This window comes from Eleftheria terrae, from assembly GCF_030419005.1.
In the GTDB taxonomy this organism is placed as follows: domain Bacteria; phylum Pseudomonadota; class Gammaproteobacteria; order Burkholderiales; family Burkholderiaceae_C; genus Caldimonas; species Caldimonas terrae.
In genome coordinates, this window is record NZ_CP106951.1 from 1,177,611 (window position 1) to 1,192,459 (window position 14,849).

Here is a 14,849-nt window from a genome sequence, read left to right on the forward strand (position 1 = left end):
TGATGAAGAAGGTTTTGGGTTGGATCTTCAACCGTTGGGTCATGCTGGCCCTCGGCCTGCTGGCGCTGTCGCTGGTGATCTGGATCGTCGGGCCGCTGGTCTCCATCGGCGACTGGCGTCCGCTGGACAGTCTCTGGTCGCGCCTGGCGTTGATCGGGATCATCGTGCTGCTGGTCATCGGCCGGCAGCTGTGGCTGGCCTGGCGCGCCCGCAAGGCCAGCGACAAGCTGGTGCAGGGCTTTGCGCAGCAGGCCGCGGCCGCGCCGCCGCCAAGCGCCGGCAGCCAGGAAGTGGTGCTGATCGAAGGCCGCTTCAAGGAAGCGCTCGAAACGCTCAAGAAGGCCGGCCTGGGCGGCAAGGCCAGCTTGAGCCGCAAGCTCGGCCGCGGCTACCTCTATCACCTGCCCTGGTACATCATCATCGGCGCGCCAGGCTCGGGCAAGACCACCGCGCTGATCAACTCCGGGCTGGAGTTCCCGCTGGCCGAGAAGTTCGGCAAGGAAGCCATCCGCGGCGTCGGCGGCACCCGCAACTGCGACTGGTGGTTCACCAACGAAGCCATCCTGCTCGACACTGCCGGCCGCTACACCACCCAGGACAGCCACCAGCAGGACGACGCGACGGCCTGGCAGGGCTTCCTGCAGCTGCTGCGCAAGAACCGGCCGCGCCGGCCCATCAATGGGGTGCTGGTGACGATCAGCGTGTCGGACATGCTCTCGCATGCCGCGCCGGAGCGTGAGCGTTATGCCCAGACCGTGCGCCAGCGCGTGCAGGAGCTGTACCAGCAGCTGGGCGTGCGCATTCCGATCTACCTGCTGGTCACCAAGACCGACCTGCTGCCCGGCTTCACCGAGTACTTCGACAACCTGAGCAAGGAAGAGCGCGAGCAGGTGCTGGGCTTCACCATGCCTTACCAGGACCGTGCGCCGGCCCTGGAGAAGGCGGCGCTGGCCCAGACCTTCGGCACCGAGTTCGAGCTGATGTCGCGCCGCCTCTTCGAAGGCTCCCTGGAGCGGCTCGAGGCCGAGCGCGACCCGACCCGCCGCTCGCTGATCTACAGCTTTCCGCAGCAGTTCGCCGCAGTGCGCGAGGTGCTGGGCGACTTCCTGGTGAACGCCTTCTCGGGCTCGCAGTTCGACGAGGCGATGATCCTGCGCGGCGTCTACTTCACCAGCGGCACGCAGGAAGACTCGCCGATCGACCGCATCATGGGCGTGCTGGCGCGCAGCTTCAAGGTGGAGCGCCGGGCGCTGCCGCCGCAGAAGAACACCGGCCGCAGCTACTTCCTGACCCGCACTCTGAAGGACGTGATCTTCCAGGAGTCGGAGCTCGCCGGCACCAACCTGAAGTGGGAGCGCCGCCGCGCCTGGGTGCAGGGCGCGGCCTACGTGCTGGTGGGGCTGCTGGCGGTGGGCGCGCTGGCCGCATGGAGCGTCAGCTACGTCAACAACAAGCAGTACCTCGCCGCGGTGGGCGAGCGCGTCCCGCCGGCCAACAAGACGGTGCAGGCGATCGATCCCAGCACCGGTGCCGAGGTGGTGCAGCTGCTGCCCGCACTCAACGAACTGCGCCAGCTGGCCATCGTGCCCCCGGTGACGAGCGAGCTGGATGCCCCCGCCTCCTGGCGCTTCGGACTGTTCCAGGGCGAGAAGATGGACGCCGCGGCCCGTGCCGCCTACGAGCGCCTGCTGGAAGACGCGATGCTGCCCAAGGTGGCCCGCCGCGTTGAAGACCTGCTGCGCTCGGCCCAGAGCCGCAATCCCGAGCTGATGTACGAGGCGCTCAAGGCCTACTTGATGCTCTACGACAGCGAGCACTACTCGTCGGCGGCGCTGAAGGACCTGGTGCTGGCCGACTGGGAAGCCAACCTGCCGCGCGAAGTCAACAATGAGCAGCGCGCCATGCTCGAGCAGCACCTGAACGTGCTGCTGGACCGCGGCATGGTGCTGTCGCCGGTGCCGCAGGACAAGACCCTGGTCGAGCAATCGCGCCAGGCGCTGCAGCGCATGTCGCTGGCGCAGCGCGTCTACAGCCGGCTCAAGCGCGTGGGCGTGGGCGCGGACATTCCCGAGTTCAAGCTGACGAAGGCCGCCGGTCCGGCAGCCGGCCTGGTGTTCACCCGCGCCAGCGGCGCGCCGCTGACCAAGGGCATTCCGGGCCTCTACACCTATGACGGCTACCACAAGGCCTTCCTGCAGCAGACCGACAAGGTGGCACGCCAACTGTTCGATGAGGAAGGCTGGGTGCTGGGCCTCAACGAGCAGCAGCGCAGCTTCAACCTGCAGGACCCGCAGAGCCTGGCCCGGCTGGTGAACGAGGTGCGCCGCCTCTACCTGGAGGACTACGCCCGCATCTGGGAAACCTTCATCAACGACATCAAGCTGGCTCGCCACGGCACGCTGCCGCAGACCATCCAGGCGGCTCGCACGCTGTCGGCCGGCGATTCGCCGCTGCCGCCGCTGCTGCGGGCCATCGTGAAGGAAACGACGCTGGGCGAGAAGATCGAGGGCGGCACGGTGGAGCGCGCCACCAGCAGCGTCAGCGACCGGGTCTCCAACACCCGCGACAGCCTGGCCCGCCTGCTGGCCACCGACCAGCCGCAACCCGGCACCTCCAGCCAGCCGCAGAAGCTCGAAAGCATCGTCGACGACCGCTTCGAGCCACTGCGTCGCTTCGTGCTGAGCCCGGGGCAGGGCCAGCCGGCGCCGATCGACACCTCGCTGCAGCTGCTCAACGAGCTCTACACGCTGATGACCGCCACCGAGACCGCGGTGCGCGGCGGTGCCGCGCCGCCCACCAGCGACGTGCCGAACAAGGTGCGTGCCGAGGCCGGCCGCCTGCCGGAGCCGATGCGCGGCATGATGACCCAGCTTGTCACCAGCGGCACCAGCCAGGCCCTGGGCGCGACCCGCGAGAACCTGAGCAACAACCTCAAGACCACGGTGTCGGACTTCTGCCACCAGGCGATCGACGGCCGCTACCCCTTCGCCCGGGGCAGCAACCGCGACGTCACCCAGGACGACTTCTCGCGCCTGTTCTCGCCCGGCGGCCTGATGGACGACTTCTTCCAGCGCAACCTGATCCAGTTCGCCGACACCACCACCCGGCCCTGGACCTTCCGTGAGATCGGCGGCGGCCAGATGGGCACGACGAGCGATTCCGGTGCGCTGGTGCAGTTCCAGCGGGCGCAGGCCATCCGTGACACCTTCTTCCGCTCGGGCGGCAAGGCGCCCGGCCTGCGGCTGGACTTCAAGCCGGTGGAGATGGATGCGTCGATCACGCAGTTCATCCTCGACGTGGACGGCCAGATCGTGAAGTACGCGCACGGCCCGTCGGTGCCGATGAGCGTGCAGTGGCCAGGCACCGGAGGCCGCGGGCAGGTACGCATCCAGCTCTCGCCGCCATCCGCGTCGGGCAGCTCGGGCGCGGTGTTCGAGGGGCCGTGGGCACTGTTCCGCATGTTCGACAAGGTGCAGATCGACGGCGCCGGCCAGCCTGAGCGCTTCCGCGCCACCTTCGTCATCGACGGCCGCCGCGCGGTCTTCGAGGTGACGACGAGCAGCGTGCTGAATCCGTTCCGCATGAATGAGCTGGCCAGCTTCGGCTGCCCTGGCAAGCTGTGACACCGGGAGCGAGAACATGACCGGCTTGGAAGACTGGCTCGCCACGTCGCCGGCCGCCGGGGACGGCGCGCCGGCCTGGTTCGGCAAGCTGCCGGCGCTGGGCGACTTCGCCCACCGTCGCGGCAACGAACGTTTCAACGGCCTGCTGGATGCCTGGCTGCAGCGGGCCATCCCCGCCAGCCGCGCCCAGCTCAACGAGGGCTGGACGCATGCCTACGTGGGCGCACCGCTGTGGAGCTTTGCGATGTTTCCCGGCGTCTGCGGCGAAGAGGCCTACGCGGGCGTGCTGATGTCCAGCGTGGACCGGGTGGGCCGCTACTTCCCCCTCACGGTGTACACCGAGGTGCCCTACCCGCGCGCGCTGCTGCGCGAGATGCAGGGCACAGGCAGCTGGTACGCCTATGTGCAGCAGGCGCTGCCGCAGGTGCTCAACACCCAGTTCACGCACGAGCAGTTCGAGTCGCTGCTGGCATCGGCGCCGATGGCGCCGGGGGTGGGCGATGCGCTGGAGCTATCGGGCAGCATCGACTGGGGTGCGGCCTTCCAGCAGGGCCAGCCGCTGCTGCTGCCGAACATGGCCAGCGCGGTCGACATGCTGGGGCTGGACCTGATGTCGCACTACCTGCGCGGCACCACGCTGTGGTGGGCACCGCTGCCAGGCGGCGCGACGGTGTTGCGAGCCTTCAAGGGCATGCCGCCGCCGGAGTCGTATACGGCGATGCTGGCGGCGGAGGGGTGAGGGGCAGAAAAACCGGCGAGGTCGCGGCCGGCCGCTATTGCGGCACACCATAGGCGTGCAGGAGCATGTTCTCGATGGCACCGGCCAGGTACTGCTCTGCAACCGACTTCGGCATTCCCTGCACTGCAGGGTGAAACTTCTCACACCAGCGGATCAGCATCCTCATTTCCTTAGCCGGGATCGTCCACTTCTGCTTCCTGATGCCGGAACGCAGGCTCTCACCAAGAGCCTGCATTGCATCATTCTCCCGCTTCGTCTGCTCCTGCTCCCGGGAGATGGCAGACACCAGCTCGACACTGGCGTTTTCGAGCTTCTCCTCGTCCTTGAACGAGGCCATGGCGAATAGCCCGCCCTTCAGACCGAATTCACCGCAGTTGCGGAGGAAGGCGTCGAAGGTCAACGCCCCCTCACCGATCAGTTGCAGGCCCATGACCGCCGTGACATAGGCCAGGTTGTTCTTGTTTGCTTCAACGCCGAAGATGTGCAGCAGGAAGGCGGCCCGTATCAGTTCGCGCTCGTCCGCAGCACCGCTGTCGCCGCTGCAAAGCAGGGCCAGCAGCTGGGCTGCCTCACTGCGATCGTTTTGCTGGAACATCGCGGCGATCTCCGAATAGCTGGCCCCCGCCACATCTTTGCTGTGATACTGGACGCGAGGGTGCTTGCGCAACACGGTCATGGTGCCCGTCCCAGCGACTCTCACCGTCGAGAAATCGCTCTTCACCGGTATGCGGCGGTTTCCAATCCATGTCGTCGCACAGACGTCGAGCAGCTTTGCCCCGGACTCCTGGAATGCCGAGACCTTCCCTGGATCAAAGGACGCCAACCGGGAGGGATTGTTCAACTCTTGCAGCCGCCCAGCCAGCCATAGCCATTGGCAGCCGTTACGCACCTGGAAGCCGTAATTGTCGCGCTGGACAGCGTCACGCTGGCCACCGCTGCGCCGTTGCGCGGTGGCCTCGTACTGCCCATCGCACCACACACGCGACACAATCGCGGCCATTACCCGGTGGGCAACGCGCATTAAGCGATAACCTGTGATGCAACCGTCGGCGACCCTGAGCGCATAAGGTGTTCTCCAGCAGCAAGCGCGGCAGCAAGGCGAAGGATTAACCACCAAACTGACGCATGCATCTTGCGGCACGATGGCTGACGAGGTCCAAACTCCGCAGTCCTCACCTTCAGAAGGATACGCATACACCGCGAACGGAGCCGGGAGTACGTGGAATGTTGCATCCAGCGTGCGCAAGTTCGGCATCTCACCGAGCCGAAGCAACTGCTTGGCATTCAGATCGTCTTGTACAACGTGGATCACCATTGGCGTGACGTGCCAGGCAGGGAAGTTCGTCAGCACCACCTTCAGCGTCTCAGTGGGCCACAAGCCGTCCATCGAACACGGTACGTCTTCGAGCGTGGCGCGAGAAACCTCGCCAGTCAGAGCGCTGAACGGCAAGGCACCGGCGTTCGCTCCAAAACCTTGCCCACCCACTGGCCCGAGCGGCAGCTCTTGCGGACTGCCGTCGCTCAGCACCTCCTCCTCGTCGATGACGACGAGCATGGCCTCGCCCTCGCTCTCGCCCTCGCTCTCGCCCTCGCCCTCGCTCTCACCCTCACCCTCACCCTCACCCTCATCCTCATCCTCATCCTCATCCTCGTCTTCGTCTTGGTCTTCGTCCTCTTCGTCCTGCAGCGCTGCATGCTCGCCCTCGGCGCAGCCCCATCTGTTCATCATCTGCTGCAGCCGGTCGCAGGCACCCATCACGTCTTCCGACTCCTGGCGCCATGCCAAGAACTTGCCCTCAGCCGAATCCAGTTCGTCTTCAACCTCCAGGCTGTCACCGCGGATCATGTTGACCGCGTTGGAGAATGGGCCCGCGACCCACAGCACGCAGTTCTCCGCGCTGACTATTTCCCCTCGCGCCCGCTTCCACCGCTGCTTGAAGTCGGCAAGGTGCTCCTGGTTCGCGGGAGTGACCAGATCCGCTGCCCCATCGAGTGCAGCCAGCACAGTGCAGAACAATGCAGGAGAGTTCCGACGTCTCGCTTCCAGCTCTGCGAGGAAGCGGGCCGAGGCCAAATGCAGCGCCTCTTTGGCATCCGGGCCCGCAAATAGGATCTCGTCGACTGCGTTGCCAAAGGCCTCCACCAACCGGCGGAAGTTGTCCGCGTCAGCCACCGCCTTTCGCGCCTGCGCCCATTGCTGCTGAAAGGCGGCCCCATGCTCCTGGTTCGGGCAGATGACCCCGTCTGCTGCCTCGTCGAGTGCCGCCAGGAGATCGCGGCGGACTGACTCAATCGTCATGGGGTGCGTCCTCTCGCCTTGCTGATCTCGCAGCGGCCCCCGCCTGCAAGTCAGCCCAGTCCCCGTCGGCCATCTCCAGGAACAGGCGTGCCAGCCGCTGCTCCACAGGTCGATCGTCAGGCTCGAGCAGCCGCCGCACCGCAGGGTGCTCCTCGAACCCGAGGCCGAAGCGAAATGCCAGCCCGACATAGTCGGACAGTGAACGCAGCGACTGCAGCTCCAGCCGCCGTGCATCGATGAGTGCCTGCCGCACCAGGGCCTGCAACTCCGCCGTGCTGCGGCCTTCGCAGGCCCGCGGCCATGCGCGACGCAGTTCGTGCGCCAGGCGCTCGGCAAACCGGTCACTGGCGTCCTGTGTCAGGGCGTGCAGCTGCTGAGGCGTCAGCTTCAGCACCCAGCCACCGGCTGGCGGCAACCTCACATCCAACGGTGCCTCCCGCAACATCGCCCGCTCAACGAAGACCCGCAGCTGAGGCAGGCCCTGGAGCTTCTGCACATCCTGCGGCCGCGGCCCCATGCCGCACAGCTGCGCATCGTTCGACGCGCTCGACTCCACCAACACGCAAGCCATCGGCCCCATGAAGCGTTCGGCCTGGGCCGATGTGCTGTGCGGCAGGAGCACGCGCAGCACCCGGGGGTCGAAGAATCGCAGCAGGCTGGGACCGTCGTCCGCGCTCCCCGGCACCAGCAGCAGGGAACGCAGGTGGCGGCGCATCAGGGCCAGTCCAACCTCTTGCCGGGTCACGGCGAGCCAGCCCCTGCTGCCACCCCACACGGCCGTCAGCAGCTGGAGCCACTGTCCACCCTCGTGCACATCCAACTGAACGACATAGGGCGCCACCGCAAGCAGCCGGGCCGACAACGCTCCCGCCAGCAAGCACTCGCGGGGCAAGCCGCTGGCGCGAAGCAACGGCTCTATCGCCCGGTCGCGGGCCGTATCCAGCACGGCGAAATACCGGAGCGGCCGCCCCTGATTCCGCAGCAAGGGCAGTTGCTCCAGCCAGGCCAGAGTGCCGGCAGGTGCCGCCGCTGTCACGGCCGGTCTCCCGCCCGGGCGGCGCCGCGGCCACACAGGCGGCAGCGTGCGATGCCATGCTGGGCGGCCAGCTCAAGTGCCCGGGCCTGCGCCTCTTCCTGCAGCGCCGACGAGGGCGTGAGGTCGCTGGCGTCGTTGACCTGCGCCACTGCGGCAGGGACCTGCGGCAACGCCTCCGGCTCCGGCCGCCGCGTTTCGATATGGTCCCACCCCGTACTGCGTTGCACGGGGGCAGGCTGCTGCGGCACCGCAGCGATCGAGCGATGTCGGCCGGCCGACAACGGCAGCGCCAGCAGGCATAGCCGGCCCATGGCCAGCAACACCGCGACTTCCTCCACGACCCGCCCGTCTTCCAGCCGGGCCACCTCGAAGTGCCCCAGTTGACGCAAAGCCGCACGCAGGCTCTGCATCCGGTCTCGCTCGCAAAGGCAAGGCAGCAGGCTGCGACTGAAGGTCGGCGGGTCGCCTGAGCACAGATGCCAGGCGGCTTCGCAAGGCCGGGGCCGCTCGCCTTCAATGACACCGGCCGGCAAGTCGCGCGGCTCACAGAGCCAATGACTGTCGTCCAGGCGCAGGCTGGCTCGCAGGACGCTGGGTTCCAGCTCGGTCATGGCACTCCTTGGGCATCGTCGAATGAACCGAAGGCGGTGCCAGCAGCGGGATACCGAGACTCCAGGTCCGGGGCCCTCTGCGGCGCTCGACATACCGTGCGGCCCCGCATGGCGCCCGCCGGAAGCGGCAGTGCAGGCCGTCGAAGCGAATGTTAGTGAGACGGCGGCGTGCCGGGCCCCCACGACCCGGGGGGCGCCGGCAGCCGCCCTGTGGCTGCCGCGCTCAGCCCTCGGCCGAGCGCTCGTTCTTTGCTGTCTCGAACTCGCGCCGCCCCGCCTCGGTCAGCACGAGCTGCGAGCCTTCACGCTGCAACAGCCCACGGGCGACGTAGTCCTCGAGCTTCTGGGCAGGCACCAGGTCTGCGCGGCCCTGATCGAGGTAGTCCACAGCCTGGCTGTATTCGATGCGGTCGGCGGCACTGTCGAACATGAAAAGCGTCTCCATTCCATGAATACCGTCACGGTAGCGCCCGGCGGCTCCGGCCGGTCAAAGACAGTGTCGAAGCCAGGGGCTACCGAGGCCCTTGGAGGCGCGGACTGGCCACCATCGCTTCACATCGATAGAATTCGGAACACCGTTTCAATAATCAAGAGGAGACCGCGTGAACGTAGCGCTGTTCGGCGAATGCATGCTGGAGCTGCAAGGCGAGGCCTTTGGCACGATGCGCCAGGGCTTCGGCGGCGACACCCTCAACACCGCGGTCTATCTGGCTCGCCTGGGCCAGGCGCGCGGCATCCGGGCCAGCTATGCGACCGGGCTCGGCGAAGACCGCTATAGCGACGGGCTGCTGCAGCGCTGGGCCGACGAAGGCGTCGGCACCGAGCTGGTCCGGCGGGTGCCGGGCCGGATGCCGGGCCTGTATGCCATCGAGGTGGATGCGCGGGGCGAACGCAGCTTCAGCTACTGGCGCGATACCAGCGCCGCCAAGGCTTACTTCGACGCACCGGAAACGCCGCTGGAAGCCCGGCTGCCGGTGCTCGGCGCGCTCTACTTCAGCGGCATCAGCCTGGCCATCCTGCCCGCGCCTGCGCGCGAGCGCCTGCTGGACGCCGCAGCGCGGTTGCGGGCGGCCGGCGGTCGGGTGATCTTCGACAACAACTACCGGCCACGGCTGTGGGGCCACGCTTCGGAGGCACGTGACTGGTTCCAGCAGGCCTGCCGCTGCGCCGACATCGCCTTGGTGACCGCCGATGACGAGAGCCTGCTTCATGAACTGCGGGGGCCAGAGGCGGCCCTGGCGCACTGCCTCGCCCTGCCCTGCCCCGAAGTGGTCGTCAAGCGCGGGGCCGAGGCCACGCTGGTGAGGCTGGCCGGCGGTGCCCCGCAACCGGTCCCGGTGGTGCCGGTGCCGCGCGTGGTGGACACCACGGCCGCCGGCGACTCCTTTGCCGGCGGCTACCTGGCCGCTCGACTGGCGGGCGCGCCGGCGGCCGAGGCCGCAGCCCTCGGCAACCGCCTGGCCGCCATCGTGGTGCAGCATCCGGGGGCCATCGTGCCGCGGGAGGTGATGCAGGACGTCATGGCAGGCTCGACGGGTTGACGCCGGCCCCTGCCGCCGCCCCCGCGACGCACGGGGCGGCGCGGCGCCCCCCTCGCCGGCCCAGGCGCTGACGCCCCGGCAGCGCCGCGACGGCCCGCGTGAGCCCCTTGCCGCGAGGTCGGCCCACAGCCAAGGCGCGGGGCTCGTGCCTCGGCTCAGCCGCGCTTGGCGTCCGGCGGATAGCTGCTGCAGCCCAGGCCGGCCGACACCGCGCGGCCGGCATCGTGCAGCAGCTTGACGATCTCGTCGCTGCGCTGCTCCGGGTAGCGGAAGGTGGGGAAGGAGATGCTCAGGCCAGCCACCACCTTGCCGTGACGGTCGAACACCGGCACGCCCAGGCAGCGGATGTGTTCGTCGAACTCCTCACGGTCTTCGCCGTAGCCTTGCTCGCGGGTGCGCCGCAGTTCCTCGTCGAAGGCCGCCCGGCTGGTGATGGTGTTCTCGCGGAAGCGCTTGAACTCCACGCCTTCGAGCACCGCGTCACGGCGGGCCGGCTCCTCCCAGGCCATCAGCACCTTGCCGATGGCGGTGCAGTGCAGCGGTGCGCGTCGGCCGATGCGCGAATACATGCCCAGCATGTGGCGCGAGTCGACCTTGTGCACGTAGATGATCTCGCTCTCGATGAGCATGCCGAGGTGGATGGTCTCGGCGGTCTGCGCGGACAGTCGTTCCATCTCGGTCTTGGCCAGCTCCACCAGGTCCGGGTAGCGGGGTGCCTTGGTGCCCAGCTCGAACAGCTTCATCGTCAGGCTGTAGCGTTCGCTGTCGGCAGCCTGGCGCACATAGCCGAGGCTCTTCATGGTCTGCAGGAAGCGGTAGATCGTGGCCTTCGGCATGGCCATGCGCACCGAGAGCTCGGAAATGCCGACTTCTTCCTGTTCGGTCAGCGCCTGGAGGATCGCGAAGACCTTCAGCACCGCCGCCACCGACTCCGGCTGCTTGTGGTCCTGTGTTTCAGCATCCATCTGCTTAGCAAGCATGTTGTGTCGCCTGTCAGTTGTGTGTGCATCGTCGCCGAGTGCAACGGCTCATTGTAGAAGCCGATGCCTCGTCCATGTGTCGCCGCCCGCGCGACGCAGAAAGAGCGCGGCCCGCACCATCCAGTCGATGTGCATGCCCAGCCACACGCCGAGCACGCCCCAGCCGGCCAGCACGCCGAGCCCGTAGCCCGCCGCGATGCGGCACAGCCACATCGAGCCGACCGCCACGATCATCGTGTAGCGCGTGTCACCGGCACCCCGCAGCCCGGAAGGCAGGACGAAGGATGCGGCCCAGGTCGGCATGAAAAGACAGTTCACCGCAATCAGCCAGGCCGCGGTGCGTGTCACCGCGGGCCCCGAGCCGTACAGCCCGGCCAGCCACGGCGACAGGGGCAGCACCGCCAGCCCCAGCATCGACAGCGCCAGGGTCGCGCTGCGCAGCACCTGGCCCAGCGCCTGGCGGGCGCCGGCCACGTCGCGCGCGCCCAGGCGTTGCCCCACCAGCGTGGTGGCCGCCACCGACAGCGCCTGGCCGGGAATGTTGATCAGGGTCACCAGCGAGGCGGCCACGTAGTTGCCAGCCATCGCGGCGGTGCCCATGCCGGCCACCATCAGCTGCGTCAGCAGCTTGCCGACGTGGAAGAGCCCGGCTTCCGCGGCCGTCGGCCAGCCCACCCGCAGCATGCCCGCCAGGAACCGCCGCTGCAGGCGCGGCCGGGCACCGGCCGACGGCCGCCGGCCCGCCACGGACCACCAGGCAGCCACCGCCAGCGCCATGCCAAGGGTGCGAGCCGCCACCAGCGCCAGGCCGGCGCCATGCACGCCGAGCCCCGGCCAGCCCGCCACGCCATGCATCAGCACGAAGGCTGCCGCCACCTGCAGCAGGTTCATCGCCACATGCGCCTGCATGGCCTGGCGAGTATGGCCCATGCCACGCAGCACGCCGCTGGCCACCACCACCAGGCCGGTCGGCAGATCAGATGCGATGACCCAGCCGAAATACGCCAGCGCCTCGGCCCGCAAGGCCGGCTCCACAGCGGGAAAGCACCACCGCACGATCGGCTCCCGCAGCCACCACAGCAAGGCCGCCAGCAGCAGCGCGGCCGCCGCGCCGAGCGCCAGCGCGTTGAAGCCGGCATCGCGCACGTCGGCGTCCCGCCCCGCCCCCTGGCAGTGAGCGACGGTCACCGTTGCGCCGACGCCCAGTGCGACGAACAGCGAATGAAAGAGGTAGCCGAGCGACTCGATGGCGCCGATCGCCGCCACCGCGGTCGAGCTCAGGTGGCCCGCCATCATCGTCACCAGCACGCCCGAGAACACCAGCGACACCTCCTGCAGCGCCACCGGCCAGGCCAGCTGCAGCACCACCGGCTCGGGCCGGCCCCAGCGCCCCAGCCGTTCGAGCAGCGCCGGCCTCGGCATCAGGCCGGCAGATCGGCGAGGTAGAGCGCCGGCTCGCCGTGGCAGTCCGACGTGAACAGCACCTGGCGGTCGCCAGGCGCGAACGAGGGGTGTGGATGCGTCACCTGCCGGTTGTTCTTGTGCACCCGCCATGAGGTGTCGTGCCGGCAGATGCGGCGCGCCTGCCCGGCCTTCAGGTCGAACAGGTACAGGTAGGGATCCTTCTCGATGCGGTAGCCGCCGGTGTCGTCGACATCCACCGGCGTGTCGCTGCCGTCGCCGACGATCAGGCTGCCGTCGTGGTTGCTCATCAGGTGCGAGCAGTTGGGCATCTTCATCAGCCGCCGGTTCTCCAGCGTCTGCGGGTCGAACGAGCAGATCCAGCGCTCGGTCTGTCCCTTCAGGTAGGACACATAGATCATCGCCGAGCCGTCGGGCACCCAGAACTCATGGGTGCAGCTCTCGCCGTCCAGGTGCTCCTTGCCGCAGCGCAGGCGGCTGCCGTCCTCGTCGACGAACCACATGCGGGCGTCGATCAGGTCGTGCGGCCCCTCGTGGCAGAAGGCCACCGTCTGGTCGTCGAAGGGCCGGTACTGCGGATGACCCAGCCAGGTGCGCTCGTCGAGGATGACCTCGCGCTCGCCGCTGTGCAGGTCGATGCGGATCAGCCGGCAACGAGGCCGGCGGAAGTACAGCTCGCGGAACTTCTGCCAGTCGGTCAGCGGCATCCAGTCTTCGGCGGCGATCTCGATGCCCACCATCTTCGTGCAGGACGAGTTCGCCACCCAGGTGCCATAGCCCACCCACCCCTGCGGCACGGTGTACACCACCTCCTCCGACAGGTCGGCCAGCGCCAGCCGCATCAGCTGCCGCTCGGCCCGCACGAAGTAGAGGTGGCGGTCGTCCGGGCTCAGGAAGCCGCCGAAGGTGTTCTCGCCGGCCTGGTCGGTGAGCTGCAAGGCACTGCGCTCCTGCAGGTCGAGCAGGAAGTAGTTCCAGTGCTCGCCGAACTGCCCGCCGAACAGCAGGCGCGCGCCGTCGTTGGTGAAGCACTTCTGGTAGAAGTAGTTGCGATGGCAGGTGACGTCCGTCGGGGTCATGCGGGTCACCCGCACGCCCGTGTCAGGGTCGTCGTAGCTGTGGAAGGGAAGCGGAATGACGCGGGCCTTGGCCATGGTGCGGTGTGCCTTCATTCGAAAGTACCGGCCTGCCCGGTGCAGGCAGGCCGGCAGAAAGGGAGCTGGGGCGACGCATGCCACCCGGCTCCCGGGGTCACGAAAAGGAATGCGCCAGCGGCCTCAGCGGATGCGGCGCAGCATCGAATTGCCCTCTTCCACCAGGCGGCGGGCCGCGTCTTCGTCGCTGACCTTGTTGTAGGACACCGACTCGAACACCTCGCGCAGGAACTTGTGCACCCGCGCATGCTCCAGCAAGGGCGAAGGCAGCTGGATCTGGCCCGCGTCCTTCAGCTTCTTGATCTGCAGGTAGGCCTTCAGCTCGGTGGGCTCGATGCGGTTCTCCTTCACCAGCGTGTGGAACTGGCTGTCCGAAGCCGGCACCCCGCGCGACAGGCCCAGCACCCGGGCCGCTTCAGGATCGGTCAGCAGGAAGTTGAGCAGCTTGGCCGCGGCAGCCGGGTGCTTGCTGTTCTTGCTCACCGCGAACATGAGCGACGGCCGGCCGAACACGCCGGAAGCCTTGGCGCCGGGCAGCATCAGGAACTCGCCGATGTCGAGCTTCTGGTCCTTGTTCAGCGTGCTGGCGCGCAGCCTCAGCACCGAGTCCCAGGTGTAGTTGCCGGCCCAGTTGCCGCTCACCCAGTCAGGCTGCTGCTCGGTGGGCTTCTCGGCGCCGCCCAGGCTGGCCCGCAAAGGCAGCGGAACGGCGGTGTGCTCCGCACTCAGCCGCTTGTAGGTCTTGACCCAATCCAGCGCGGCCTGCGGCGTCATGGCCACCTTGGGCTCGGAGGGGTGGATGTAGGGCTGGCCGTACTTCTGCTGCACATAGGCATGCGACAGCAGCAGCATGTCGTAGGCCTCGCCGTCGATGGCATAGGCCTTGTCGCCCAGCTTCTGCTTGAAGGCCGCGCCGGAGGCGAACAGCTGGTCCCAGGTGGTGGGCAGCGGCAGGCCGGCCCGGTCCCAGGCTGCCTTGTTCCAGACGAACACGCGCGCGGTGTAGGACACCGGCAAGGCATTGAGCCGGCCCTTGACCACGCCCATCTTCAGCTCTTCCTCCGAGAACTGGTTGAGCGCCAGTGACGCCTTCTGCTGGTTCAGGTCGTACAGCCCGTCGCCATTGCGCGAGAACATCGACAGCCAGGCCCAGTTGATCTGCATGATGTCGGGCTCCGAGCCACCGGCGATCTGCGTCGTCAGCCGCTCCAGGTAGCCGGCGAACCCCATGTACTCGGCCTTCACCTTGATGCCCGGGTTTTTGCTCTCGAACAGCTGGATGGCCTTCAGCGTGCTTTCATGCCGCTCGCCGCCGCCCCACCACGAGAAGCGCAAGGTGGCGTCCTGCGCCTGCACCGCGCTGCCGGCCACCCCCAGGGCGGCCACCGCCGCCAGCAAGGCCTTCTTGATCTGTTTCATCCGCGTCTCCGTCTTTTGTTGCTTG

Annotated in this window: 11 protein-coding genes; 3 read left to right on the forward strand and 8 right to left on the reverse strand. The window is 68.0% G+C overall.

Features of this window, described 5'->3' with window-relative positions:
* Positions 1 to 2: 2 nt before the first annotated feature.
* Positions 3 to 3,623: a type VI secretion system membrane subunit TssM gene (gene tssM, locus N7L95_RS05230; RefSeq protein WP_301258763.1), complete on the forward strand. Its 3,621-nt coding sequence runs from the start codon at positions 3 to 5 to the stop codon at positions 3,621 to 3,623.
* A 16-nt stretch (positions 3,624 to 3,639) separates the two neighbouring features.
* Positions 3,640 to 4,362, forward strand: a complete 723-nt coding sequence (gene tagF / locus N7L95_RS05235; protein WP_301258764.1) for a type VI secretion system-associated protein TagF — start codon at positions 3,640 to 3,642, stop codon at positions 4,360 to 4,362.
* Between the two features lie 34 nt (positions 4,363 to 4,396).
* On the opposite strand, the gene N7L95_RS05240 is transcribed toward tagF, so the two are convergent.
* The 4 genes from N7L95_RS05240 to N7L95_RS05255 all read right to left on the reverse strand — a co-directional run bounded on the left by N7L95_RS05240 (position 4,397) and on the right by N7L95_RS05255 (position 8,738).
* Positions 4,397 to 6,661 (reverse strand): hypothetical protein, encoded by a 2,265-nt coding sequence (locus tag N7L95_RS05240; protein WP_301258765.1) that lies wholly within the window; start codon positions 6,659 to 6,661, stop codon positions 4,397 to 4,399.
* Entirely contained in the window at positions 6,651 to 7,607 is a 957-nt protein-coding gene (locus N7L95_RS05245; RefSeq protein ID WP_301258766.1) for a DUF4123 domain-containing protein, read from the reverse strand. Before N7L95_RS05245 ends, N7L95_RS05240 begins: the two co-directional genes overlap by 11 nt.
* An 86-nt stretch (positions 7,608 to 7,693) precedes the next feature.
* Complete coding sequence (locus N7L95_RS05250) at positions 7,694 to 8,308, reverse strand: hypothetical protein (RefSeq protein WP_301258767.1); 615 nt, start codon at positions 8,306 to 8,308, stop codon at positions 7,694 to 7,696.
* A gap of 223 nt (positions 8,309 to 8,531) precedes the next feature.
* Positions 8,532 to 8,738 carry a hypothetical protein gene (locus N7L95_RS05255; RefSeq protein WP_301258768.1) on the reverse strand — a complete coding sequence of 69 codons (207 nt, stop codon included), beginning with the start codon at positions 8,736 to 8,738 and terminating at the stop codon, positions 8,532 to 8,534.
* 172 nt (positions 8,739 to 8,910) lie between these two features.
* Between N7L95_RS05255 and N7L95_RS05260 the strand changes: the two genes are divergently transcribed.
* Positions 8,911 to 9,849, forward strand: coding sequence for a sugar kinase (locus N7L95_RS05260; RefSeq protein ID WP_301258769.1), 939 nt, complete (start codon positions 8,911 to 8,913; stop codon positions 9,847 to 9,849).
* A 155-nt stretch (positions 9,850 to 10,004) separates the two neighbouring features.
* Here the strand turns inward: N7L95_RS05260 and kdgR are convergent, their stop codons facing one another.
* The 4 genes from kdgR to N7L95_RS05280 form a co-directional block, all read right to left on the reverse strand.
* On the reverse strand, positions 10,005 to 10,829 hold the full coding sequence (kdgR, locus tag N7L95_RS05265) for a DNA-binding transcriptional regulator KdgR (RefSeq protein ID WP_301258770.1): 825 nt from the start codon (positions 10,827 to 10,829) through the stop codon (positions 10,005 to 10,007).
* A gap of 48 nt (positions 10,830 to 10,877) precedes the next feature.
* Positions 10,878 to 12,251 carry an MATE family efflux transporter gene (locus N7L95_RS05270; RefSeq protein ID WP_301258771.1) on the reverse strand — a complete coding sequence of 458 codons (1,374 nt, stop codon included), beginning with the start codon at positions 12,249 to 12,251 and terminating at the stop codon, positions 10,878 to 10,880.
* Positions 12,251 to 13,423, reverse strand: coding sequence for an oligogalacturonate lyase family protein (locus N7L95_RS05275; protein WP_301258772.1), 1,173 nt, complete (start codon positions 13,421 to 13,423; stop codon positions 12,251 to 12,253). Before N7L95_RS05275 ends, N7L95_RS05270 begins: the two co-directional genes overlap by 1 nt.
* Before the next feature lie 105 nt (positions 13,424 to 13,528).
* The gene (locus tag N7L95_RS05280) at positions 13,529 to 14,824 is read right to left on the reverse strand and encodes an ABC transporter substrate-binding protein (RefSeq protein ID WP_301258773.1); all 1,296 of its coding nucleotides are present in this window, start codon (positions 14,822 to 14,824) and stop codon (positions 13,529 to 13,531) included.
* Between the last annotated feature and the right edge of the window lie 25 nt (positions 14,825 to 14,849).